Genomic DNA, 24,479 nt, shown 5'->3' with positions numbered 1-24,479 from the left:
GCTGTCCAAAAGCTCACTGCAGCTTCAGCAAAAGCCGTGCCGATGAAATGAACTATGGGTATGTGCAGAAAAAGTGAGCACATACCCATAAAACAGTGCAGGACAAAAAACTCTTTATTGTGCGAAATGATTTTTTATGTCTAATTTCGTCAAAAATGTCCTAACGTTCGTTAGCTTTCCACAGATACAGGAGAACCAAGTCGTCGTGATAACTCCCGTGCGGTTTCTATAACTTTATTGGTGATACCCAGCATCTGCTCGTAGCTGTCGAGGTCAGTCAACGTAGAAACACTGAGTGCAGCACAGACTTTCCCTGCATTGTCGCGTACCGGAGCCGACACGCAACGAACCATCTTCCAGTTCTCTTCGTCATCCGTCGCCCAGCCGCGTTTCCGAACCTCCTGCAGACCTGACTTCACCTCTTCCGCATTAACTCTGGTGTTGGGGGTGAGCTTGACCAGGTCAACACCTTTCAGGATCCGGTCAATCTCTTTTTCTGTCTTCCAGGCGAGGAGCACTTTACCCATGGCAGTAGAGTGGACACCTACCCGTTTTCCGGCCCAGGTATCGATGGAAATGGAACCGTGAACGTTCTCTTTTAACAGGTAGATTACTTCGGTACCATCGAGGATACCAAGATGGACAGTCCGCTCGGTATCATTTGAGAGCATTTTCACCAAAGGTCTGGCCTCTGTGGTCATATCCACATGAGCCGCCGCCTTGGCACCGAGTTCTATCAGTCTGAGTCCCAGGGTATACCTGGCGCTTTCTCCAACCTCCCTGATAAAACCCAGCGATTCGAGAGTGCTGATAGTCTTGTATGTGCTGCTCTTGGGATGTCCAAGGGTAGTGTGAATTTCTGTGAACGAGGCTTCCCCTTTCTGTAGGAGAAACTCTAGAATTTCATTGGCTTTGATGAGTGCCGAAACGGCATATACTTTTTTTGGCATGGTGTGAAACAATACTGTTAAAAAACAGCCGAATCCAATCGGCTGAGAAAGAGTTGGCTATCCGGGGCTACGCACCCAGTGAAATTACAACCCCTATTTCGGGCAGACCACATATATACAGTGCTCCACATTGGAGTTTCAGTCAAGAAACCCCCAAGGAAAATGATCAATATTCCGTCATATGTCAACAAAAACCCGACCCCAACGCGACGAAAATCGTCGCGCTGGACAACCTTTAGTATCTTTTCAGGGCTTTGCTACGTGACAGGCCGTAAGACTCTCCCCGACCTGACGAGGCATCGGCACCTCTTTAGGGCAGATATCGATCATTTTCGGACAACGTGGGTGAAAGGTACAGCCACTCGGCGGGTTCATCGGCGAAGGCAACTCACCAGTCAGTACGATACGCTTCTTCTCTTTAAACGGGTCGGCAACCGGGGTCGCTGAAAGGAGGGCTTCGGTGTACGGATGCTTTGGATTGTTAAAAATGGTTTCCCTGTTACCGGACTCGACCGGAACACCGAGATACATCACCATCACCTCATCGGCGATATGGTGTACAACCGAGAGATCATGGCTGATAAAGAGATAGGCCAGGTTCATCCGTTCCTGCAGCTCAGCCAGCAGATTAAGGATCTGGGCCTGAATAGAGACATCCAGCGCTGAGACGGGCTCATCGAGAACCAGAATTTCCGGTTCAAGCATAAGCGCTCTGGCAACCGCGATACGCTGTCGCTGACCACCGGAAAACATGTGTGGATAACGATCATAGTGCTCAGGGCGCAATCCCACAAGATCAAGCATCTCCCGAGCCAATCGTTCCCTTTCAACCTTCGGTGTGTCGGTATTGACCAGCAGCGGTTCTTCCAGGGCATGACCGATCTTCTGACGTGGATTCAACGAGCCATACGGGTCCTGGAAAACGATCTGCACCTTGGCGTGATACTTCCTGCGCTCGGCAGCGCTTATAGACGCGAGATCGACACCATCAATTTTCATGACACCTGAGGTCGGCTCCTCGATAAGGGTCACCAGCCTGGCCAATGTAGATTTACCACAGCCGGACTCACCAACCACGGCAAGGGTCTTACCACGCTCCAGGTTAAAGGAGGCACCATCAAGGGCTTTCACAACCGCAGGGGCCTTAAAGGCGCCCCGCCGAACCTCATAGTGCTTTTTCAGATTTTCCGCTTCAAGAACTATATTGCCATTCATGCCGCATCCTCCCCTTTCTCAGGATGTCCTGTGGGTCTACCACCAACCAGTGGATAATGGCACAAGGCCCTTCCAAGCTCCATTGACGACTCTTTTGGGGCGGTTGTCCTGCACAGCTCCGTCGCGTAGGAACAACGGGGAGAGAAAAGGCAACCAGCAGGCCGGTCAAACTGGCCCGGCACAACGCCCGGGATGGATGGCAGTATCTTGGCATTGCTCCTCTCAGGCAATGAAGCCAGAAGCGCTGCGGCATAGGGATGGTGCGGATCACTGAAGAGACCTTTCACATCCTGCTTCTCAACCTGCTGACCAGCGTACTGCACCACGACACGATCCGCTGTTTCAGCAACAACACCCATATCATGGGTGATAAGAATGAGCGCCATATCCTTCTCTTTCTGCAATTTTAAAAGCAGATCGAGAATCTGGGCCTGAATGGTCACATCGAGTGCGGTAGTCGGCTCGTCGGCAATGAGCAGGCGGGGGTTACAGCTGATCGCCATGGCGATCATCACCCTCTGGCTCATACCACCAGACAGCTGATGTGGAAAGGCGTTGAGGCGACGCTTCGGTTCTGGAATACCAACCAGTTCCAGCAACTCGATAGCACGCTCCCGGCACTGCTTACGATCCATTCCCTTGTGTACCTTGAGCGATTCCGTAAGCTGAAAGCCCACGGTAAAGCAGGGGTTAAGGCTGGTCATGGGCTCCTGGAAGATCATGGTCATCTCGGAACCGATAATAGCACGACGCTCCTTGCGGCCCAGGGTAAGCATATCCCTGCCGTCAAAACAGAGCCTGTCTGCCGTAACGGTGGCGGTCCAGGGCAGAAGCCCCATCAGCGCCAGCATCGCGACCGATTTGCCCGACCCGGACTCGCCTACCACTGAAACGACGTCACCGGGATTGACATTTAAAGTTACACCGTCAACCGCCTTGAACTGCCCGCCGGCAGTCAGGAAGGAGACGGATAAATTTTCTATTTCAAGTAATGACATCTCTTCTATGACCGTTTGAGTTTCGGATCGAGTGCATCTCTAAGACCATCACCCATGAGGTTGATAGCAAGCACCGTCAACAGAATGGCTAGTCCCGGAAAGGTGACAACCCACCATGCCCGCAAAATAAATTCCCTCGCCTCCGCCAGCATGGTGCCCCACTCCGGAGTCGGAGGCTGAGCACCCATTCCAAGAAAGCCGAGTGCTGCGGCATCAAGGATCGCGGTGGAAAAGGAAAGCGCAGCCTGAACGATAAGTGGTGCCATGCAGTTGGGCAGGATAGTCACGAACATCAGGCGCATTCTGCTGACACCTATCACTCGTGCGGCAGTCACATAGTCTTTGGTCATACAGCCTATCACCGCAGCACGGGTCAGACGCACGTAATGTGGTTGCTGCACGATGGCGATCGCTATCATGGCATTAATGAGGCTTGGCCCGAGCAGCGCCACCAGAACCAGTGCAAGCAAAAGGCTTGGAAAGGCCAGCACGATGTCCATGATGCGCATGATGAAGGTATCGACCCTGCCCCGGAAAAATCCGGCGCACAGACCGAGAACTATACCGGCGAAGAGCGATACGGAAACAACAACGCAGCCAATAAAAAGAGAGAATCTCGAACCGTAAATAAGTCGTGACAACAGGTCACGGCCAACCGCATCGGTGCCCAGCGGGAAACGCAGGCTTCCGCCATCCAGCCAGAAAGGTGGCTGCAGGAAGGCGTCACGATACTGCTGATTAGGTGCATGGGGAGCGACAAAATCGGCAAAAATGGCGATCAGCACAATACAGACAAAGAAGATCAGCCCGATTACCGCACCACGATTCTCGCTAAAATATGACCAAAACTCCTTCAAAAGGGCCATACGGCCCCCCTGGCGGGTATCGATCACTGTATCCTGAAGTGAAGAAGCATCTGACATAATTAATCTGTGTGTCGAATTTGTGGATTGATCAGGCCGTAGAGTATGTCTACTATCAGGTTGACCGTCATAACAATGGCCGCAATCATAAGCAGACCACCCTGTACTGACGGGTAGTCCCTTCTGAAAATAGAATCAACCATCCATTTGCCGATACCGGGCCATGAGAAGATAGTCTCGGTGAGAATCGCACCGGCAAAGAGTACGCCAACCTGTAGACCGATTACAGTAATTACCGGGATCATCGCGTTTCTAAGCGCATGCAGACCAATGACCCGACCAGGTCCAAGTCCTTTCGCTCTGGCTGTTCTCACATAATCCTCACCCAGGACCTCCAGCATGGCTGACCGGGTCTGACGGGCAATCACTGCCATCGGGATTGTGGCCAGAACAACAGAGGGTAGAATCAGATGTGAGATAGCGGACGCAAATGCACCTTTCTGGCCGGAGAGCAGACTGTCAATCAACATCAGCCCGGTCACCGGTTCAAAATAGTACATCAGCGAAATTCTACCGGAAACAGGAGTCCACCCGAGAATACCTGAGAAGAAAATTATAAGCAGCAGACCCCACCAGAAGATCGGCATTGAATACCCGGTGAGGGCGCCGGCCATCACCGTGTGGTCAAACACCGACCCTCGCCGGGTCGCGGCTAGCATTCCCGCTGGCAAACCAATAAAGACCGCGATGATAATCGCACACAGGGAAAGTTCCATAGTCGCCGGGAAAAGCGTAAAAAACTCCTCCGCAACCGGCTTCTTGGTAATAATCGAATTACCGAGGTCACCCTGTGCAAGATCACCAACATAGGAGAGATACTGTTCCCAGATGGGGCGATCGAATCCGAACTGTTTCATCATCTGGGCATGCCGTTCTTCAGACATGCCGCGCTCGCCCGCCATCAGCATAACGGGGTCGCCCGGCAGCATACGGATAAAGACAAACGCCACCAGAGTAACCCCGAAAAAAGTAGGCAGTATTACGCCCAGTTTCCTTAATAGAAATGTAAACATCAGAAATTACTTCTTATGATTATTCAGGATATCAGCCCATTGATTTGGGTCGGATACCGTTTAAGGTACCCGACCCAGATATGACTGGACTATTTCAGATCAACACCGTAGAAGATGTGACCCCCAAAAGGATCGATCTTGTAGTTCTGAACCTCTGTACGGATCGGCTCATATACTACTGAGTGAGCGATGGTAGCCCAAGGAGCCTGCTCCTTGAATACAACCTGCGCCTCTTCATAGAGTTTGGTACGCTCGGCAGGGTCGGAAACAACCTTCGCCTTCTGGATCAGGTCCTCGAAAGGCTGATGACACCACTGGGCACGGTTTGCGCTTCCAACACCATCACAACCGAGGAGAACTGCCAGGAAGTTGTCTGGATCTCCATTATCACCGGTCCAGCCCAACAGTACTGCACCATCACGATCCATATCCTTGGAGCGCTTGAGGTACTCACCCCACTCGTAGGAAACGATCTCTGCGTTTACACCAACCTTGGCCCAGTCAGCCTGAATGATCTCTGCCATACGGCGGGCATTCGGGTTGTATGGACGCTGTACAGGCATTGCCCAGATCTTGGTATCAATGCTGGTGATACCGGCATCAGCAAGCATCTTTTTAGCAGCCTCTGGATCATAACTGTCATCCTGAACCGCGTCGTTGTACGACCAGATGGTCGGCGGAATCGGGTTCTTGGCTATTTTACCAGCACCCTGGAATACCGCGTCGAGGATAGCCTGCTTATTGATAGCCTTGTTCAGCGCCTTACGGACAACCGGGTTATCAAAAGGAGCCATCTGGGAGTTGTACGCAAGATAACCCACGTTCAGTCCCTCTTTCTCCATCAGGTTGATGTCCTTATCTTCAGCCATCGCCTTCAGATCTGCAGGATTCGGGTAAGGCATTACATGACACTCGCCGGCTTTCAGCTTCTGGTACCGTACGGATGCGTCAGGAGTAATGGCAAATACCAGGTTATCGATAGCTGCTTTGCCCGCCCAGTAGTCAGGATTGGCCTTGTAACGGATAACAGCGTCTTTCTGGTACGCAACCAGCTGGAAAGGACCGGTTCCTACTGGATTCTGGTCAATAGCTTCCGGGGTACCTGCAGCCACCAGATTATCGGCATATTCTGCGGAGAAGATTGAGGCGAAATCCATAGCCAGGTTGGCCATCATCGGAGCTTCAGGCTTGTTGAGAACAAACTTGACGGTATAGTCATCAACTTTTTCGATAGACTTGATGATATCAGGCATGGACATACTCTCAAAATACTCGTAAGAGCCACCTGATATTTTATGGAATGGATGTTCTTTGTCAAGCTGACGCATGAAACTGAAAACAACGTCATCGGCATTGAAATCACGGGTCGGGGTGAAATCCTTGGTAGTATGGAACTTTACGCCTTTTCTCAGATTGAAGGTGTAAACCAGACCATCTTCAGAAACCTCCCAGCTCTCTGCCAGGCCGGGAACAATCTTGGTCTCTCCACGCTCGAACTCCACAAGCTTGTTGAAAATCTGGCGGGAAGTGGCGTCAAAGGTGGTTCCTGCGGTATACAAGGACGGGTTCCAACCCTCTGGACTACCTTCAGAGCAGTATACCAGTGTCTTTGCCTGGGCGCCGAGTGCTCCCATGGTCAACAATGATACACCACAAAAAGCGGCCAACAAATTTGACTTTTTCATGTTCTTTCTCTCCTCTTTGTGTTGTTTCTTACAGATGACTTCGCGATATGTGACATATTCATCATGTAACATGTTCAAACCGCGACAGTTTTTCGACCATACTTTCGCGGTTTAAGCATTCAATACAGGGGGAAAATACGGATTCCGCAACAAAATCCTTATAATTCCCAAAGGATGAAATTAGTCCAATTCCAAAATCTTTGCAAAACATTCCAGCTGAGCACAGGAAAAAGCACCTCGATAGCACTCCATCGGAAGCCCAGGACAAATTCTTCAGGAGCAATGTGTCGACATATAAAAGCACTTGATTTTCAACGATTACACAACACGAGTCCTCGGCTTTTTCGACAAAATGCTCACCGCAGTTGCCCTGCAAGAGATACGCATGGACTTCGAAGCCTTTAGGCCACGGTCCATGCGACCTCGTCATCTCGACTATTTAGGTGTGATCATGGGTTCCGATGGCTTACTACCAAAACTTCGAACCTGACACTACCTGAGCCGATGAGAAGTACGGGTTAGGATTCCTTTCGCTCCTGTGGCAGGATCAGATTGAGAAGAAGACCCAGAATCGCTGCAAGACCAATCTTTTCAATGGCAAAATTCCCTGCAGTGAACTTCATACCACCAATACCGCAGACCAGAATAACAGCAACGATGATCAGGTTGCGCGGGGTAGTCAGATCTTTGCCGGATCTAACCAAAGTGTTGATACCGACCACGGTGATCATACCGAACAACAGAATCATGATACCGCCCATAACCGGCACAGGAATGGTCGCCAGAAGCGCACCGACCTTGCCGACCAATGAAAGAAGGATAGCACAGATCGCAGCCCAAGTCATAATCGCAGGATTATAAGCCTTGGTCAGCGCAACGGCCCCACTCACCTCAGAATAGGTGGTATTTGGCGGCCCACCGAGCAGTGAAGCAACAGAAGTTGCGATACCGTCGCCGAGCATAGTGTTCTCGATCCCAGGATCCTTGACATAGTCCTTGCCGGTAATAGAACCCACCGCCAGTACGTCACCGAAATGCTCAATAGCCGGGGCAATGGCAACCGGAACAATAAAGAGGATAGCCGCCCAGCTCCACTCAGGAAAAACAAAGGAAGGCATTGCAAACCATGCTTTATCGCCGACAGGCGCCATGGAGATAAGCGCAGGGGCGGTATAATTTGCCAGATCACCAGGCGCAAACGATGCCTGAACACTGGCTGTAAAGCCGGTCACATCAAGGGCCAGGGAAGTTACATACCCTGCTATAATACCGCAGAGAATAGGAATAAGCTTAATCCAGCCACGGCCAAGCAGGGAGACCAGTGCGGTCACGGTCAGAGAAACACCGGCAACAATCGCAGCAGTTTTCCCCGGCACCAGCCAGGCAGAACCATCTCCGGTAAGACCCATGGCCATATTCACTGCAACGGGGGCCAGCACCAGACCGATAACCATGATGATGGGACCGGTAACGATGGGAGGCAGCAGCCTGTGCAGCATTTGTGAGCCAAAAATGCGAATGAGGAAACTCAAAATCACATAGAAAACACCAGCGGCAGCCAGGCCACACATGGTTGCCGGAATGCCCCAGGTCTGCACGCCGTAAATAATCGGTGCGATAAAAGCAAAAGATGAAGCCAGGAATACCGGAACCTTACCTTTAGTGATTACCTGAAAGATAAGTGTACCCAAACCGGCGGTAAAAAGTGCGACGTTCGGATCCAGACCGGTCAGAATCGGAACCAGCACCAATGCGCCGAATGCCACAAACAACATCTGGGCACCTAGCAGACTGTCACCAAGCCTGAACTGGTACTCTGTATTCGGTGTTTCTACAGACATAAATTTCCCTCCCATTATTACGTATTTCAAATTTCTTACAACACCCCTGTTTACCTGACAGGGGGGATTTTCCGTTGGTTCGCATATCCCATGAACAGCATGACGATGAAACACTATTCATGAAAAAACCGGGTTCCCTCCGGAACAACCGGCAAAAAAAAAGTCATTACAGAAACTGTAATGACTTTTTTGGCTATTTAGTGCCGAAGATCTTATCTCCGGCATCACCTAGGCCTGGTAGTATGTATCCGACATCGTTGAGCTTGTCGTCAACTGCCGCAACATATATGTCTACATCAGGATGAGCAGAGGTTATCTTGGCGATCCCCTCCGGGGCCGCCACCAGGAAAAGCCCTTTGATCTTTTTACAACCAGACTTTTTCAGGGTATCGATGGTTGCAAGCAGGGTTCCACCGGTGGCCAGCATCGGATCAAGAATAAGCGCGGTACGTTCTTCCATGCGTGATGCAGTCTTCACATAGTACTCAACCGGCATCAGGGTCTCTTCATTACGGTAGTAACCGACAACACTGACCTTGGCGGACGGGATAAGGTCGATCACACCATTCATCATGCCGAGACCTGCACGCAGGATCGGTACAATGGTGATCTTCTTTCCCTTGATCTCATCAACCTCGACTGGTCCGGCCCAGCCCTGAATGGTCTTCTTCTGGGTCTCCATATCTTTGGAGGCCTCATAGGTGAGAAGTCGAGCCACCTCTGAGGAAAGATCACGGAAATCCTTGGTAGATATGTCATGCTGGCGCATCAGACCAAGCTTATGTTTGATGAGCGGATGATCCGGTACATGAACGGCCATAATAGTCTCCTGATTTTTGCTTTAATGATTGCGGTGATGACCTGAGACATCCACAGCATTTACCGGCTAAAAACAGCTCCCGCCGGCAACACATATATATACTCGCGGATTCGGTCACCTACCTGAATCTTTTCTCAAGCTTTCTCCGGTAATGACTGGTCATCACATAAATGACTTATCTGAAAAAAGCAAGTGTTTTCATTAGGAATCGCAACCCAACCTCACTCAAGAGGCTTTGGTTTTCCCAGGCGGGTGAGCGGCAGAAGCTCGACCGCAACGATTCCTGAAAGAATAAGTGCTGCACCGGACATCTGAAACAGGGAAAGTCTCTCACCGAGAAAAAAAGCTCCGGCAATCGCGGCAAAGACCGTCTCCGAACTAAGAATAATGGCGGCATCAGCCGCCGGGGTGTAGCGTTGACCAACAACCTGCAGGGTAAAAGCCATGCCAACGGAGAAAATCCCCACATAACCGATACCGAACAGAGCACTAGTAAAATCTGCAAGAGCAGGCTGTTCAACAATGAATCCCACTCCCAGTCCGACGAAACCACAGACAAAAAACTGGGTAGTCGCCACCACTAGTGGTGCCCTGGTTCTTGAAACAATATAGCCGACGAGCAGTACATGGCTGGCCCAGAAAAGAGTACTGGTCAATACCCAGTAATCTCCCATCTGCAGCTCTGCATACCTGCCGCCATTTAATATATAGGTACCGATAACGCATCCGATGGAGGCAGGCCATACTGACCAATGCACTTTTTTCCTGAGCAGCAGCAGGCCGATCACCGGCACCATGGGTACGTAGATCGCGGTAAGAAATCCGGCGTTGGTGACGGTGGTATGAAGAATCCCATACTGCTGCAGGGCCGCGGCCAGATAGAGCACCATGCCTGTTACCGCCAGGATCAGCCAGTCCCCCTTTACGAAAGTTCTCTCTGTGTTATGAACCCGCCTGAACTGTAGTAGCGCAAAAGGAAGCACAACGAGCGCTCCCACCATAAAGCGGGCGCCAGTAAAAGATATGGTGCCGAGGCTGCCAGTACCAACCTGCTGGGCGACAAAGGCACTACCCCAAATCATCGCAGCAAGGAGAAGTAATAAATTGGCTTGAATACGGTTCATACCCACCTCGGGAAAAAGTATGTCTGGGAAATTGTCAACTGTGGTCCCTGAAAAAAATCGCAAGGCAGTATACAGGCTAAAGCGGAATTTACAAGTATGGCTGTAAAAAAGGCGCCGAATTCCAGTTTAACCGACATAAACCTTTCGACTTAGCCCTTCTCTTGCAACGCGACCACTCACTTTAACACCTTCCCGGTTTCATTCGAAATTCAATTTGACATTGCCTGGTAATTACACAATAATGGCCGCTATTAACTCATTTGACAGAAACCAGCTTAGGTAGACGAATGGAATATCTCTCCACCCGGCAAAATGAAATTCTGGCCATCGCTCGAGAACACGGCCGCGTAGACGTCGAAGAACTGTCTCGCTCCTTTGGCGTTTCTCCCCAGACCATCCGTAAAGACCTGAACGAGCTCTGCGAAAAGCAGTTGCTCCAACGCGTACATGGCGGGGCAATCGTCGGCTCAGGGATAGAAAACGTCAGCTACGAGGCTCGACGCCTGCTGGCACCCTCCAGCAAAAAGGCGATCGGTGCCAAAGCTGCACAGATTATTCCTGACAACAGCTCCATGCTGATAAACATCGGCACGACTACCGAACAGGTCGCCCACGCTCTCAAGGACCATCACGGCCTGCTGGTTATCACCAACAATGTCAATGCTGTCCATATCATGAAAAATTTCATGGGCATTGAACTCATTATCGCAGGCGGACTGGTCCGGCGCTCCGATGGTGGTATTGTCGGGGTCGCTGCCGTCGACTTCATCAACCAGTTCAAGGTCGACTATGCAGTCATAGGTGTTTCTGCCATTGACGAGGACGGCTCTCTTCTTGATTATGATTTCAGGGAGGTACGTGTCGCCCAGGCTATTATCGCCAATGCCCGGCATGTGATCCTGGTTGCAGATAAAATGAAACTCGGGCGAAACGCTCCGGTTCGTATAGGGCACATCTCACAAATCAACACTATAGTAATGGACGGGGAACTCCCAGATAAACTATGTTCCATTTGCAGAGACCATGGAGTTGAAGTCATTGTGGTCACCCCATAGGATGAGAACGAGGAGTTGCATGTATCTTTACACAGAACGTTTCGACTAAGATTAAAGTGAAATTTTATCTCACTGTTTCTTCGCTCCATCCCCCAAAAGTCTGTTAAGTCGAAAACGGGTGCAAAGCCAACTTTCGCAAGGGTAGTTAACACTCTCGAAAGACTCTTCCTAACCTCACCTTTGTTGCCTGCCCACGGGATTTAAAAAAACCGTCACATTTTCGCTTGAATAGATATTTTATTTCGATTAAGTAACATTTAAATCAAATATCGAAAGTATTTATAGCTAAAGACGAAACCAGGTTTCTGCACTTTGGGACTGATGCGTTGAGAGAAGCACCATGAATAGCCCGGTATATGATATCTTCGTCATCGGCGGTGGAATTAATGGATGTGGGATTGCGAGGGATGCCGCAGGCCGAGGCCTGTCCGTTTATCTCTGCGAACAGCACGATCTTGCCCACGGCACCTCGTCTACTTCAACCAAACTTATTCACGGTGGCCTGCGCTACCTTGAGTACTATGAATTCCGACTGGTTAGAGAGTCTTTGACCGAACGTGAAGTTCTCCTGAAAAATAGCCCGCATATCATCTGGCCACTCCGTTTTATCCTGCCACACCATAAGGGATTACGCCCTTCCTGGCTGATACGTCTTGGTTTGTTTCTTTATGATCATATAGGTGGTCGAAAAATCCTGCCTGCCACATCCACAGTCAACCTGACAAATGATGAGACCGGCATCCCGCTCAAGGGTGACTACCATAAGGGGTTCGAGTACTCCGACTGCTGGGTTGATGACAGCAGGCTGGTGGTGTTGAACGCCATGGATGCCGCCGAACGAGGCGCTGTGGTGGAAACCCGCAGCCGCTGTATCCATGCAAATCGTGAAAACGACCTCTGGAACATTACTCTTGAAAACAATGAGACAAAAGAGCAACACAAGATCCAGGCAAAGTGCCTTATCAATGCCAGCGGCCCCTGGATGGATACAACACTCGCCGGCATCGAGTACAAGCACGGCACGGAACACATCCGGATGGTCAAGGGCAGCCATATTATAGTTGATAAACTCTTTGACCACTCAAAAGCCTATATTTTTCAAAATAGCGATGGTCGTATTATTTTCGCCATCCCCTATGAAAACAACCGCTACACCCTGATCGGAACCACGGATGTCGATTTTCAGGGCGATCCCGACCTCGTCGAAATCAGCGCTGAAGAAACAGAGTATCTCTGCTCTGCGGCAAATGAGTATTTCACCAAAAACATCAGTCCCCAGGAAGTGGTCAGCAGCTATTCAGGAATCCGCCCTCTTTTCGATGACGGCACCAGCGATGCCAAGGCAATCACTCGCGACTACGTGCTGAAACTCGATGAAGAAAACGGCAGAGCCCCTTTGCTTTCCATTTACGGTGGAAAAATTACTACCTATCGCAAACTGGCGGAATCAGTTTTGGAAAAGCTGGAAGAATATTTCCCACAGATGGGTGCCCCCTGGACCGCTGGAGCCAGTCTGCCCGGAGGAGACTTCCCCCATTCAGGCTTTGAGGACGAAGTGAACTCACTGCGAGCATGCTGCCCCGTTCTCGATGCTGAACATGCCAGAAGACTTGTGCGTCATTACGGCACCAGAGCAAAAACCATGGTTGCCGGCATAACTTCCAGAGAAGATATGGGTGAATGTTTCGGCTCCAACCTCTACCAGTTTGAGGTGCAATACCTGATGAAGCACGAGTGGGCCAAAAGTGCTGACGATGTTCTCTGGCGGCGAACCAGACTTGGTCTGGAGTTCAGTGATGAACAAAAAGCGAAGCTCGAAAACTGGATGAAAGAGTTTAAACGATAAGAACTGGTAAAGCAGGCGTCCCGGCAGGGGACCCTTTATAAACAAAATAAAGTGCGGCTAGTCAGGAATACGACTAAGATATCAATAAACTACAACCATAAAAGGCGAAACAATGCAGCTCGAGTTACAAAATGTCTGCAAAAAGGTCGGCAAGGAACATCACATCCGTGACGTCTCCCTGACCTTGGAAGCCGGGACACTCAACATCCTGCTTGGCCCCACGTTATCAGGGAAGACTACCCTGATGCGGCTGATGGCCGGTCTCGAACAGCCCACCTCCGGTCAGGTGCTGGTCGATGGCAAGGATGTAACCGGTGTGCCGGTGCAGAAACGCAACGTGGCAATGGTGTACCAGCAGTTCATCAACTATCCGAACCTGACGGTATATGAAAACATCGCATCACCACTGCGCATTGCCAAGACTCCCAAAGCCATCATTCAACAAAAAGTAATGGAGATGGCGGAATTGCTCAAGCTGACAGAAATGCTGCAGAGAACTCCCCAGGAACTCTCCGGCGGCCAGCAGCAGCGCACAGCTCTTGCCAGGGCATTGGTAAAAGGTGCCGACCTGGTACTGCTCGATGAACCGCTGGCCAACCTTGACTACAAACTCAGGGAAGAACTGCGCGAGGAGTTTCCACGAATCTTTGCCGCCACCGGAGCGATTTTCGTCTACGCCACCACAGAGCCCAGCGAGGCGCTGCTACTCGGTGGCAACAGCGCTCCCCTCCATGAGGGCCGGGTAACCCAGTTTGGAGAAACTCTCAAGGTCTTCAAACGGCCTGACAACCTCATAACAGCCCAAATTTTCTCAGATCCACCCCTGAACCTGCTGCCAATGGTCAAAAGTAATGATGACCTGAAGTTCAACGGGCATATCAAGGTATCACTTGATTCCTGCGGCAGTGAGCTGGCCAATTTAGGTAACGGCAATTACACCGTCGCTTTCCGACCGAACCATGTCACCCTGCAAAGACAGTCTGAAAATGATATCGCTGTTCAAACCCGGGTCGCTGTAACTGAAATTACCGGTTCAGAGAGCTTTGTTCATGTTGATTTGGCTGGCCTGCGCTGGGTAGTTCTTGCCCAGGGTATCCACAACATCGACATCGACACCAATATCGAGGTCTATCTTGATCCAGCAAGGTTTTATGTCTTCGACAGCAGTGATCGCCTCGTTGTAACCCCAGAGTCAATTGCAATGGCATAGAGGAGATCACCATGGCACATATCACCTTAAAGGAGATTGCACACTCCTACACCGGAGAATCCGACAACCCGGATGATTTCGCGCTCAAACGGCTGGACCTCACCTGGCGTGACGGCGGTGCATACGCCCTACTCGGCCCTTCAGGTTGCGGCAAGACCACCCTTTTAAATATTATTTCCGGGCTGTTAAAACCAACCCGCGGCCAGATCCTGTTCAACGATGCGGATGTCACCTCGCTCCCCACTGAACAGCGTAATATCGCCCAGATTTTCCAGTTCCCGGTAATCTACGACACCATGACGGTGTATGAGAACCTGGCATTCCCCTTAAAAAACCGGGGTCGTACTAAAAAAGAGATCAAACCGCGGGTTATCGAACTGGCCCGAATGCTTGGGCTGGAGGAGAGCCTCTATACCAAGGCACAACATCTTACCGCAGATGCCAAGCAGAAGATTTCCCTCGGCCGGGGCCTCATCCGTCAGAGCGTCAATGCCATCCTGTTCGATGAGCCGCTGACTGTTATCGACCCACAGCTCAAGTGGGAACTCCGTTCCCAGCTCAAGCACCTGCACAAACAGTTCGGCTTTACCATGATCTACGTCACCCACGACCAGACCGAGGCCCTGACCTTTGCCGACGAAGTTGTGGTGATGTACGAAGGTGAAATCGTTCAGGTGGGTACTCCCAAGGATCTGTTTGAGCGCCCGGAACACACCTTTGTCGGCTACTTTATCGGCTCCCCCGGCATGAACCTGCTGGAGTGCAAACTCGAAGGCGACAAAGCCCGTATCAACGGCCATCAGATTCAACTCGGTTCATCCTATGCCACACCTGCCTCAGCCAATGTCAAACTGGGTGTCAGGCCGGAACATCTCACCATCGTGCCACCAGACCAGGAGGGCTTGCCGGTGAAAATTCTGAAAGTGGATGATATCGGACGCCACAAGATCGTCAGAGTGGCACTGGGCGAAAGCGAAATGAACGTGGTCATGCCCGAACTTGCCGCCATGACTGCTGATACAGCCTCGCTCATCATCAACCCTGAAAATATCAACATTTACGTTGATGAACATCGTGTGACAGGAGAAGTGCAGTGATTGAGAAACAGGTAAATCAAAAGGCATGGTTTATGGTTCTGCCGGTTTTCCTGCTGGTAGCTTTCAGTGCCATCATACCGCTGATGACAGTGGTCAACTATTCGGTGCAGGATACTTTCGGCAATAACCAATTCTTCTGGGTCGGTCTCGACTGGTTCAAGGAAATAATTCACTCCGATCGTTTCCATTCTTCCTTTATGCGCCAGCTGCTCTTTTCCGGCATCATTCTGGCGATCGAGATTCCGCTCGGCATCTGTATTGCCCTCGCCATGCCCAAGAAAGGCTGGGGAGTGCCGGTCTGCCTGGTCACCATGGCCCTGCCGCTGCTCATTCCCTGGAACGTAGTAGGCACCATCTGGCAGATTTTCGGTCGTGTTGATATCGGTCTGCTCGGTCACACCCTTGCCGCTCTCGGTATCGACTATAACTACACCCAGGACCCGCTTGCTGCATGGATCACTGTAATAGTAATGGATGTCTGGCACTGGACCAGCCTGGTGGTACTGCTCTGTTACGCAGGCCTCTGCTCCATTCCTGACGCCTACTACCAGGCAGCGAAGATCGATAGCGCCTCACGCTGGTCCGTCTTCCGCTACATCCAGCTCCCTAAAATGCAGCGTGTCTTGCTGATCGCGGTGCTGCTGCGCTTCATGGACTCGTTTATGATCTACACCGAACCCTTTGTCATCACAGGCGGAGGACCCGGTAACTCGACCACCTTCCTCTCCATCGATCTGGTGAAGATGGCTATCGGTCAGTTCGACCTCGGTCCGGCCGCGGCGATGTCACTTATTTACTTCCTCGTTATCCTGCTTCTCTCATGGGTTTTCTACACAGTGATGAGCAATATCGGCGAAGAGAGCAAGGGAGGTGCATAAGATGCGTAAAAGACGCTTAAAATGGATAGTTCCAACTGTATATATCATTTTTTTACTGCTGCCGATTTACTGGCTTATAAACATGAGCCTGAAGACCAATACCGAAATTCTTTCAGTGTTCAGTCTCTGGCCCAAAGACCTCACCCTTGACAACTACCGGGTCATTTTCAACGATCCCAGCTGGTACTCCGGCTATATCAATTCCATGATCTACGTTTCCATCAACGTGGTCATCTCGGTCAGTTTCGCGTTGCCTGCCGCCTACGCCTTCTCCCGCTACAGTTTCGTGGGTGACAAGCACCTTTTTTTCTGGTTGCTGACCAACAGAATGGCACCGCCCGCCGTTTTCGCGCTGCCGTTCTTCCAGCTCTATTCGTCCGTAGGCCTCTTCGATACCCATCTTGCAGTAGCGTTGGCCCACTGTCTGTTCAACCTGCCGCTCGCTGTCTGGATTCTCGAAGGTTTCATGTCAGGCGTGCCCAAGGAAGTCGATGAAACAGCCTTTATCGACGGCTATTCCTGGCCCCGCTTTTTCGTCAAGATATTCATCCCGAATATTGCCTCCGGCATCGGTGTCACCGCCTTCTTCTGCTTCATGTTTTCCTGGGTTGAGCTGCTCCTGGCACGAACTCTCACCTCGGTAAACGCCAAGCCAATTTCGGCCATCATGACCAGAACAGTTTCCGCCTCAGGTCTCGACTGGGGAGTACTGGCAGCGGCTGGTGTTCTAACCATCGTACCCGGTGCGCTGGTTATCTGGTTTGTCCGCAACCACATTGCCAAGGGCTTTGCTCTTGGACGAGTTTAAGAAGGAGGCATCGCCATGGATCTTAGCTGGATGGCCTGGACCAAACCCACGGCAATATTCTTTATCATTATAGCGTGCTTTCTGGTCACGCTCACCGTCTGGGAATTGCTCGTGCCCGGCGGAGCACCGCGCAAAGGGCTTTTGCGCTTTGAAACTACCCGCGGCGACAGGCTTTTCATTTCGCTGCTTGGATCAGCTTACATCAACATACTCTGGCTGGCGTTTACCAGCCTGAGCCTATGGTGGGCATTGGCAATCGCAGTAGTTTTTGCGCTGTTTGTCTTTACCTTTGTCTAATTTTTTGCTGTATCGCTTTGAGTTGTAATCACTTTCAATCCTGCAACCGTCGTAATTAAGCACGCTGGCTGCAGGTTGGAGATAGCTGTTTTTGTTCTGCCGTTTCGAATAGACACGGCAGCTTACTCGCAAAACAACTGAGGAGAAAAGAAATGATCAAAAAGCTTGCGACAGCAGCAGCGGTATTGGCTCTCATGGCAGGGCCCGCTTCAGCCGACATGGATTCGGCTAAAAAGTGGGTCGAGGGTGAATTCCAGCCATCTACTCTTTCGCAAGAAGAGCAGATGAGTGAGATGGAATGGTTCATCAAGGCAGCTGAACCATTCAAGGGTATGGAAATTAACGTTGTTTCCGAAACTATCACCACCCATGAGTACGAATCTAAAACTCTGGCCAAGGCATTTACCGAGATCACCGGTATCAAGGTAACCCATGACCTGATCGGTGAGGGTGATGTTATTGAGAAACTGCAGACCCAGATGCAGTCAGGCAAAAACATTTACGATGCCTTCATTAACGACTCCGACCTGATCGGTACCCACTTCCGCTACCAGCAGGTTGTGCCACTCACCGACTGGATGGAAGGTGAAGGCAAGGACGTAACAAACCCGGGACTTGATCTCGATGACTTCATCGGCATATCATTCACCACCGGTCCTGATGGCAAACTTTACCAGATTCCTGATCAGCAGTTCGCGAACCTCTACTGGTTCCGCTACGACTGGTTCAAGCGTCCTGATCTGCAGAAAAAGTTCAAAGATATTTACGGATACGACCTCGGTGTACCTGTAAACTGGTCCGCTTACGCCGATATCGCCGAATTCTTCTCTGAAAAAGTTAAAGAGATCGACGGAGAGCGCGTTTACGGCCACATGGATTACGGTAAAAAAGATCCTTCACTCGGCTGGCGTTTTACCGATGCATGGCTCTCCATGGCCGGCGCCGGTGACGCAGGCATTCCCAACGGTCTGCCTGTTGACGAATGGGGCATCCGCGTAGAAGGTTGTTCCCCTGTCGGTTCTTCTGTTGAGCGTGGCGGTGCCACCAACGGCCCCGCAGCAGTATATGCTCTCACTAAGTACATTGACTGGCTGAAGAAATACGCGCCACCTGAAGCAGCAGGCATGACCTTCTCCGAGGCTGGTCCCGTTCCGGCCCAGGGCGCTATCGCTCAGCAGATCTTCTGGTATACCGCCTTCACCGCCGATATGGCCAAGCCCGGCACCCCGGTTGTTGACGAAAACGACAATCCTAAATGGCGTATGGCTCCGTCCCCACATGGCCCATACTGGACCGAGGGCATGAAACTCGGTTATCAGGATGCTGGTTCCTGGACCCTGATGAAGTCTACCCCGGTTGATCGCCGTAAAGCTGCATGGCTCTACTCGCAGTTCGTAATCTCTAAAACCGTAAGTCTCAAGAAGACCCATGTTGGTCTTACCCCGATTCGTGAATCCGATATCTGGGATGAGTCTTTCACCGAGCGTGCTCCAAAGCTTGGTGGTCTGGTAGAATTCTACCGCAGTCCTGCACGCGTTCAATGGACTCCGACCGGTACCAACGTACCTGACTATCCGAAACTGGCCCAACTCTGGTGGCAGAACGTAGCCGATGCAGTAACCGGCGACAAGACCCCACAGGAGGCTATGGATTCTCTGGCCGCTCAGCAGGATAAAGTGATGATGCGTCTGGAGCGTGCCGGTATCCAGGGCGAATGCGGTCCGAAGCTGAACGAGAAAAAAGATCCTTCTTTCTGGCTTAATCAGCCAGGCTCTCCAAAGCCAAAGCTGGATAACGAGAAGCCGCAGGGCATGACCATCGATTACGATGAGCTCGTAAAAAGCTGGCAGGCAGCGAAGAAATAGTCAAAAGCTGACAGCTGTGCCATACTCTGGCCGGATGCAGACTGATTGACCTCACAACAGGCTGGAGACTTGACAATCTCCAGCCTGTTTTTTTATCTAGAGAAGACGCAAGTCGCTTAACCTCTATCTCAGCAGATTATTACTACGTTTTTGTGTAGCCTGTCGGAGTCGAGCCATCAGGCCACTTTGTCTCAGAAGAAGGAATCATCAGGAAAACGGGGAAAGCCGCTTGCCTTGACAGTACCTGAATGATTTTCGATGAATAAATGAATGGATGAGCAGCAAGGGCTTTGTCCCGTAAGCTTATAAGCCACATTATTATTCCCATGTTATTTTAGTAAATTATTAGCCCGGCCTCAATCGCACAACCGATCCTGATCAAGGAGAAGACCATGACCAAGTACATCCTGGCAATTGACCAGGGAACGACCTCCAGCAGAGCAATTATCTTTAATGAGAATTTTGATATTGTTTCTGTGGCCCAGCAGGAGTTTAAACAGTATTTCCCCAAATCTGGTTGGGTGGAACACGCTCCTGAAGATCTCTGGAACTCAACCCTCGCCACCTGCCGGCAGGCACTCTCAGAAGCTGGCCTGAACGCTGAGCAGATTGCCGCAATCGGCATCACCAATCAGCGTGAAACCACCCTGATCTGGGATCGTGAAACAGGCGAACCCATTCACAAAGCCATCGTCTGGCAGGACCGCCGCACAGCAGACTACTGCAACACCCTCTCCCAGGGCGGCCACAATCCGATGATTACCGCCAAGACAGGCCTTTTGCTCGACGCCTATTTCTCCGGCACTAAAATCAGCTGGCTGCTGGACAATGTGGAAGGAGCCAGGGAAAAGGCAGAGGCTGGCAAACTCGCCTTCGGCACTGTCGACACCTTCCTGCTGTGGAGACTCACGGGTGGTAAAGTCCATGCCACTGACGCCACCAATGCCTCGCGCACCATGGTATACAATATCCATGAAAACCGCTGGGATGACGATTTGCTCGAGTTGCTCAACATCCCCGCCTCCCTGCTGCCGGAAGTTAAAGATTCTTCAGACAATTTTGGTGAAACCGATGTGAACCTGTTCGGTGCGGCGATTCCCATTCGCGGTATCGCAGGTGACCAGCAGGCTGCCCTGGTCGGCCAGGCATGTTTTGAACCTGGTATGATCAAATCAACCTATGGCACAGGTAGCTTCATTGTTCTGAACACAGGTGATATTGCAGTTCAATCAAAAAATCGCCTGCTAACCACTATCGGCTACCGGTTGAATGGCAAAACCACCTACGCCCTTGAAGGCTCGATTTTTGTCGCCGGCGCGGCCGTGCAATGGATGCGAGATGCCATGGGCCTTATCGAAGCGGCCAACGAAACAGGTAAACTCGCCCGCAAGGCTGATATCAATCAGGATGTCTATCTGGTCCCTGCGTTTACCGGCCTTGGAGCCCCGCATTGGGATCCTGAAGCCCGGGGTGCTATTTTCGGTATCACCCGCGCTACCGGCCCTGCAGAGCTCTCTCGCGCTGCTCTTGAGTCTGTCTGCTACCAGACCCGCGACCTGCTTGAAGCAATGGCCGGCGACTGTGCAGATTTAGGAGACACTATAATGCGTGTTGATGGCGGCATGGTTGCCTCAAACTGGACCATGCAGTTTCTGGCTGACATTCTTGATGCACCAGTAGACAGACCTGCAATTCTTGAGACAACAGCGGTTGGCGCAGCCTACCTTGCCGGCCTTTACGAAGGCATATTCCCTCCCCCTGAAGAGTTCGCTGAGAGATGGAAACGCCAGTGCCGTTTTGCCCCAGCTCTGGATGATGAAATCAGGGCCAGAAAATACAAAGGCTGGAAGGATGCTGTACGCAGGACGTTGACCTAGGGGTTGTTAAGGAAGCATGAGGACTTGCCCCTCCCCGGAAACCAGAGTTCACAAAAAAAGAGAAACTGCCAGGATTGTGCTAATCCATTGATTATACACATTACCTGGCAGCTTCCCGTGACAAAAGACTTCAAATCTTCCCTCGCTCACTTCCCGAAAGACCGGAATCAAACAGTCAACAGACCCCATTCTGCCATTACCGCCACTGCCTTTTATCCAGAATGTACCAACACGGCAATAACCCGCATTTACCTCCTGATTTTTATTACAATCCAATAGATTCTGCCAACCATCTCGCCCTTCCGAAAATTCTAACTTTCAGACGCGACCAGCTTCCAACTGCAACCAAAACGATTAAACGCCATATATACTTGTTTTTATAGTGGTTTATAATGCATCACTGTATTCCGGCAACGGACCACGCAATGAACCAATCTATTGAGCTGATTCAGTTCTTCAATTGCCAAACGACGCCAACGTCAGATCTTTTAATGCCTTATCGGGATCTTATGATCAAAGGCAAACGGTTAACACCATGCCTTCGACCCAACCAACCTTACTCGCCCAACCACGACGTGGTATTTTTTTTTACCGCTGGTCTTCATTTAATACCTTTTGATATTTTTTGACTTTACTACAAGCTGTTAGCCACAGAGTCCTGACAAAATATACTCTTATCCTTGATTTATCTAGCTTTCAGCCTATTTATTTCTACTTGACAAGCTTTATACTGATAGAATAATGTTGCTCCGAATGTTGATTATGCATTACTACCCACCCGTTAGGTATTTGTGGTCAGACCAGGAAACCGTGGTTCCAGATGAGAAACCAGACTCTTCGACAACCTTCCTGAAACCAGGTCTACAAATCACCAGACGTGTACTGCACGATCAGTTTTGCAATGCATCGTTTGCCAGAGCGATAAGTTGCCACGAAGTCGTTTTTCGGAGGAACTGAAAGCGCAGCTCAGCCTGCCTGAAGGAACAATATCGGAAACCAGCAACTCAAACGGTCAGTGGTTCCTGTTGATCAAAAGCTTTACCATGGTCCCCCGCCTGGGAATGCTATTGATTACCTAGCGCCACAAATGAGTAATTGATTTTGACGATGTTTGTGCAGACCTTTCAGGATAGTCAGGCTGTCTGTATCGAAATCAGTGGAAGAAACACCACTAATTTTGCGGAACAATCATTTTTCTTAGAATGAGGAAGTTATGTCAACATCCATTTTGGCCCTTCTGGCTGCGATGCCTATTTTCGTTGCCGCCATACTCCTTGTAGGTCTTAACTGGCCGGCAAGACGCGCAATGCCTATTTGTTTTCTCGTTGCTGCAGCTATCGGACTCTTTGTCTGGGATATGGGAATGAACCGTGTCCTCGCCTCTACCATCCAGGGCGCAATCATTACGGTATCGGTTCTCTGGATTATTTTCGGCGCTATCATGCTGCTGAACACCCTCCAGAATTCCGGAGCAATCACCTCAATTCGCGCAGGCTTTACCGACATCAGCCCTGACCGTCGTATCCAGGCTATCATCATTGCATGGCTGTTCGGTTGTTTCATTGAGGGCGCGTCTGGTTTTGGTACTCCTGCTGCTATCGCTGCACCTCTGCTGGTTGCCATCGGCTTCCCTGCACTGGGCGCGGTCATGATCGGTATGATGATCCAGTCCACCCCGGTTTCTTTCGGTGCTGTTGGTACCCCGATTGTAATCGGTGTCAAAAATGGTCTCGACTTTACCGGAATCAGCGCAGATCTTACCGCTGCCGGTTCCAGCTGGGATGCATTTTACATGCTCATTACCTCTGAAGTAGCCATCATCCATGCCATCATCGGCACCCTGATGCCGCTGTTCATGGTAGTTATGCTTTGCCGCTTCTTCGGTAAAAACAAGAGCTGGTCTGAAGGACTTTCCATTACTCCATTTGCAATTTTTGCAGGTCTTGCTTTCACCATTCCATACGCACTTACCGGTATATTCCTTGGACCTGAATTCCCATCCCTGATCGGTGCTCTGGTTGGTATGGCTATCGTGGTACCTGCTGCCAAGGCCGGTTTCCTCATGCCTAAGACCACCTGGGATTTCCCAGAACAGAGCGAATGGCCAAAAGGCTGGTTCGGCACCATCACTCCGAAAGCACCTTCAGCTGATGAGAAAAAAATCTCCCTGCCAATGGCATGGGCCCCATACCTGCTCGTTGCTGCAATCCTGGTTCTCACCCGTGTATCCCCAGAACTGAAAGGCTTTACCAAAAGCCTTTCCTTCGGCATGAAGAATATTCTTGGTGAGGCTGGTGTAAGTGCTGCAATTCAGCCACTTTACCTACCAGGTGGAATCATGCTCTTCGTATGTTTCCTTACCATGTTCCTGCATAGAATGAAGCCTGCCCAGTTGGTAAGCGCTGCTGCTGACGCTGGTAAGACCTTGGTTTCTGCAGGTTTTGTTCTGATGTTCACCATCCCGATGGTACGTATCCTGATCAACTCTGGCGTAAACGGTGCAGAACTCGCATCCATGCCAGTTGCCATGGCTTCCTTCGTAGCTGATGCATTCGGTTCCATCTACCCGATGTTCGCTTCCAGTGTTGGTGCACTTGGTGCCTTTATCGCTGGCTCCAATACCGTTTCCAACATGATGCTCAGCCAGTTCCAGTTTGAAGTAGCTGAGGCACTGACCATCTCCGGCGGCCTGATGGTTGCACTTCAAGCTGTTGGTGCTGCTGCGGGTAACATGATCGCAATCCACAACGTAGTTGCCGCTTCTGCGACTGTTGGTCTTCTTGGCCAGGAAGGTAAAACCCTGCGTATGACCATCATCCCGACCCTCTACTACGTATTTGTAGCAGGCGCCATCGGCATGGTCGCCATCTATATGCTCGGTATCACCGACCCACTTGTGGGCTAATAGCCAAGCGACGGTCATTTTAAAGATGGATTAACATCTATTCCCCCCCCGGTTGAACCTGTTTCATCCGGG

General features: G+C 50.8%; 19 protein-coding genes. 10 read left to right on the top strand and 9 right to left on the bottom strand.

Annotation, left to right across the window (positions count from 1 at the left end):
* Positions 1 to 170: 170 nt before the first annotated feature.
* The 9 genes from FCL45_RS04615 to FCL45_RS04575 form a co-directional block, all read right to left on the bottom strand.
* Positions 171 to 950, bottom strand: coding sequence for an IclR family transcriptional regulator (locus FCL45_RS04615; RefSeq protein WP_136799172.1), 780 nt, complete (start codon positions 948 to 950; stop codon positions 171 to 173).
* A gap of 246 nt (positions 951 to 1,196) precedes the next feature.
* The gene (locus tag FCL45_RS04610) at positions 1,197 to 2,165 is read right to left on the bottom strand and encodes an ABC transporter ATP-binding protein (RefSeq protein WP_136799171.1); all 969 of its coding nucleotides are present in this window, start codon (positions 2,163 to 2,165) and stop codon (positions 1,197 to 1,199) included.
* Entirely contained in the window at positions 2,162 to 3,163 is a 1,002-nt protein-coding gene (locus FCL45_RS04605) for an ABC transporter ATP-binding protein (RefSeq protein ID WP_136799170.1), read from the bottom strand. Before FCL45_RS04605 ends, FCL45_RS04610 begins: the two co-directional genes overlap by 4 nt.
* Before the next feature lie 5 nt (positions 3,164 to 3,168).
* Positions 3,169 to 4,086, bottom strand: coding sequence for an ABC transporter permease subunit (locus tag FCL45_RS04600; RefSeq protein WP_136799169.1), 918 nt, complete (start codon positions 4,084 to 4,086; stop codon positions 3,169 to 3,171).
* Between the two features lie 2 nt (positions 4,087 to 4,088).
* Positions 4,089 to 5,099: an ABC transporter permease subunit gene (locus tag FCL45_RS04595; RefSeq protein ID WP_136799168.1), complete on the bottom strand. Its 1,011-nt coding sequence runs from the start codon at positions 5,097 to 5,099 to the stop codon at positions 4,089 to 4,091.
* Between the two features lie 89 nt (positions 5,100 to 5,188).
* A complete protein-coding gene (locus FCL45_RS04590; RefSeq protein WP_136799167.1) occupies positions 5,189 to 6,784 on the bottom strand; it encodes an ABC transporter substrate-binding protein in 1,596 nt (531 codons plus the stop codon).
* A 518-nt stretch (positions 6,785 to 7,302) separates the two neighbouring features.
* The gene (locus FCL45_RS04585; protein WP_136799166.1) at positions 7,303 to 8,625 is read right to left on the bottom strand and encodes a uracil-xanthine permease family protein; all 1,323 of its coding nucleotides are present in this window, start codon (positions 8,623 to 8,625) and stop codon (positions 7,303 to 7,305) included.
* A 193-nt stretch (positions 8,626 to 8,818) separates the two neighbouring features.
* Positions 8,819 to 9,445, bottom strand: coding sequence for a uracil phosphoribosyltransferase (gene upp, locus FCL45_RS04580; protein WP_136799165.1), 627 nt, complete (start codon positions 9,443 to 9,445; stop codon positions 8,819 to 8,821).
* A gap of 221 nt (positions 9,446 to 9,666) precedes the next feature.
* Positions 9,667 to 10,569, bottom strand: a complete 903-nt coding sequence (locus tag FCL45_RS04575; protein WP_136799164.1) for a DMT family transporter — start codon at positions 10,567 to 10,569, stop codon at positions 9,667 to 9,669.
* A gap of 287 nt (positions 10,570 to 10,856) precedes the next feature.
* Here FCL45_RS04575 and FCL45_RS04570 point away from each other — a divergent pair, with 287 nt between their 5' ends.
* From FCL45_RS04570 to FCL45_RS04525, 10 genes are all read left to right on the top strand, one after another.
* The gene (locus FCL45_RS04570; RefSeq protein ID WP_136799163.1) at positions 10,857 to 11,624 is read left to right on the top strand and encodes a DeoR/GlpR family DNA-binding transcription regulator; all 768 of its coding nucleotides are present in this window, start codon (positions 10,857 to 10,859) and stop codon (positions 11,622 to 11,624) included.
* A 340-nt stretch (positions 11,625 to 11,964) separates the two neighbouring features.
* The gene (gene glpD / locus FCL45_RS04565; RefSeq protein WP_136799162.1) at positions 11,965 to 13,470 is read left to right on the top strand and encodes a glycerol-3-phosphate dehydrogenase; all 1,506 of its coding nucleotides are present in this window, start codon (positions 11,965 to 11,967) and stop codon (positions 13,468 to 13,470) included.
* Positions 13,471 to 13,582: 112 nt separating this feature from the next.
* Positions 13,583 to 14,680, top strand: coding sequence for an ABC transporter ATP-binding protein (locus tag FCL45_RS04560; RefSeq protein WP_136799161.1), 1,098 nt, complete (start codon positions 13,583 to 13,585; stop codon positions 14,678 to 14,680).
* An 11-nt stretch (positions 14,681 to 14,691) separates the two neighbouring features.
* A complete protein-coding gene (locus FCL45_RS04555; protein ID WP_136799160.1) occupies positions 14,692 to 15,777 on the top strand; it encodes an ABC transporter ATP-binding protein in 1,086 nt (361 codons plus the stop codon).
* Positions 15,777 to 16,655: a carbohydrate ABC transporter permease gene (locus FCL45_RS04550; RefSeq protein WP_136799182.1), complete on the top strand. Its 879-nt coding sequence runs from the start codon at positions 15,777 to 15,779 to the stop codon at positions 16,653 to 16,655. The genes FCL45_RS04555 and FCL45_RS04550 overlap by 1 nt, the downstream gene beginning before the upstream one ends.
* A 1-nt stretch (position 16,656) precedes the next feature.
* Positions 16,657 to 17,463, top strand: coding sequence for a carbohydrate ABC transporter permease (locus FCL45_RS04545; RefSeq protein ID WP_136799159.1), 807 nt, complete (start codon positions 16,657 to 16,659; stop codon positions 17,461 to 17,463).
* Positions 17,464 to 17,478: 15 nt separating this feature from the next.
* A complete protein-coding gene (locus tag FCL45_RS04540) occupies positions 17,479 to 17,760 on the top strand; it encodes a DUF2160 domain-containing protein (protein ID WP_136799158.1) in 282 nt (93 codons plus the stop codon).
* A 152-nt stretch (positions 17,761 to 17,912) separates the two neighbouring features.
* On the top strand, positions 17,913 to 19,625 hold the full coding sequence (locus tag FCL45_RS04535) for an ABC transporter substrate-binding protein (RefSeq protein WP_136799157.1): 1,713 nt from the start codon (positions 17,913 to 17,915) through the stop codon (positions 19,623 to 19,625).
* Between the two features lie 392 nt (positions 19,626 to 20,017).
* Positions 20,018 to 21,502 carry a glycerol kinase GlpK gene (glpK, locus tag FCL45_RS04530; protein WP_136799156.1) on the top strand — a complete coding sequence of 495 codons (1,485 nt, stop codon included), beginning with the start codon at positions 20,018 to 20,020 and terminating at the stop codon, positions 21,500 to 21,502.
* Between the two features lie 1,213 nt (positions 21,503 to 22,715).
* Entirely contained in the window at positions 22,716 to 24,407 is a 1,692-nt protein-coding gene (locus FCL45_RS04525; RefSeq protein ID WP_136799155.1) for an L-lactate permease, read from the top strand.
* The last annotated feature ends 72 nt before the right edge of the window (positions 24,408 to 24,479 follow it).

It is taken from the genome of Desulfosediminicola ganghwensis (assembly GCF_005116675.2).
Classification (GTDB): domain Bacteria; phylum Desulfobacterota; class Desulfobulbia; order Desulfobulbales; family Desulfocapsaceae; genus Desulfopila; species Desulfopila ganghwensis.
This window is presented reverse-complemented; position numbering and strand designations above follow the sequence as displayed.

Excerpts from the sequence above, each read along its gene's own strand:
- FCL45_RS04605 (WP_136799170.1), bottom strand. The coding sequence starts at position 3,163 with ATGTCATTACTTGAAATAGAAAATTTATCCGTCTCCTTCCTGACTGCC.
- FCL45_RS04590 (WP_136799167.1), bottom strand. The coding sequence starts at position 6,784 with ATGAAAAAGTCAAATTTGTTGGCCGCTTTTTGTGGTGTATCATTGTTG.
- glpD (WP_136799162.1), top strand. The coding sequence starts at position 11,965 with ATGAATAGCCCGGTATATGATATCTTCGTCATCGGCGGTGGAATTAAT.
- FCL45_RS04600 (WP_136799169.1), bottom strand. The coding sequence starts at position 4,086 with ATGTCAGATGCTTCTTCACTTCAGGATACAGTGATCGATACCCGCCAG.
- FCL45_RS04555 (WP_136799160.1), top strand. The coding sequence starts at position 14,692 with ATGGCACATATCACCTTAAAGGAGATTGCACACTCCTACACCGGAGAA.
- FCL45_RS04545 (WP_136799159.1), top strand. The coding sequence starts at position 16,657 with ATGCGTAAAAGACGCTTAAAATGGATAGTTCCAACTGTATATATCATT.
- FCL45_RS04575 (WP_136799164.1), bottom strand. The coding sequence starts at position 10,569 with ATGAACCGTATTCAAGCCAATTTATTACTTCTCCTTGCTGCGATGATT.
- FCL45_RS04610 (WP_136799171.1), bottom strand. The coding sequence starts at position 2,165 with ATGAATGGCAATATAGTTCTTGAAGCGGAAAATCTGAAAAAGCACTAT.
- FCL45_RS04535 (WP_136799157.1), top strand. The coding sequence starts at position 17,913 with ATGATCAAAAAGCTTGCGACAGCAGCAGCGGTATTGGCTCTCATGGCA.
- FCL45_RS04560 (WP_136799161.1), top strand. The coding sequence starts at position 13,583 with ATGCAGCTCGAGTTACAAAATGTCTGCAAAAAGGTCGGCAAGGAACAT.
- FCL45_RS04585 (WP_136799166.1), bottom strand. The coding sequence starts at position 8,625 with ATGTCTGTAGAAACACCGAATACAGAGTACCAGTTCAGGCTTGGTGAC.
- FCL45_RS04540 (WP_136799158.1), top strand. The coding sequence starts at position 17,479 with ATGGATCTTAGCTGGATGGCCTGGACCAAACCCACGGCAATATTCTTT.
- FCL45_RS04615 (WP_136799172.1), bottom strand. The coding sequence starts at position 950 with ATGCCAAAAAAAGTATATGCCGTTTCGGCACTCATCAAAGCCAATGAA.
- upp (WP_136799165.1), bottom strand. The coding sequence starts at position 9,445 with ATGGCCGTTCATGTACCGGATCATCCGCTCATCAAACATAAGCTTGGT.
- glpK (WP_136799156.1), top strand. The coding sequence starts at position 20,018 with ATGACCAAGTACATCCTGGCAATTGACCAGGGAACGACCTCCAGCAGA.
- FCL45_RS04570 (WP_136799163.1), top strand. The coding sequence starts at position 10,857 with ATGGAATATCTCTCCACCCGGCAAAATGAAATTCTGGCCATCGCTCGA.
- FCL45_RS04525 (WP_136799155.1), top strand. The coding sequence starts at position 22,716 with ATGTCAACATCCATTTTGGCCCTTCTGGCTGCGATGCCTATTTTCGTT.
- FCL45_RS04595 (WP_136799168.1), bottom strand. The coding sequence starts at position 5,099 with ATGTTTACATTTCTATTAAGGAAACTGGGCGTAATACTGCCTACTTTT.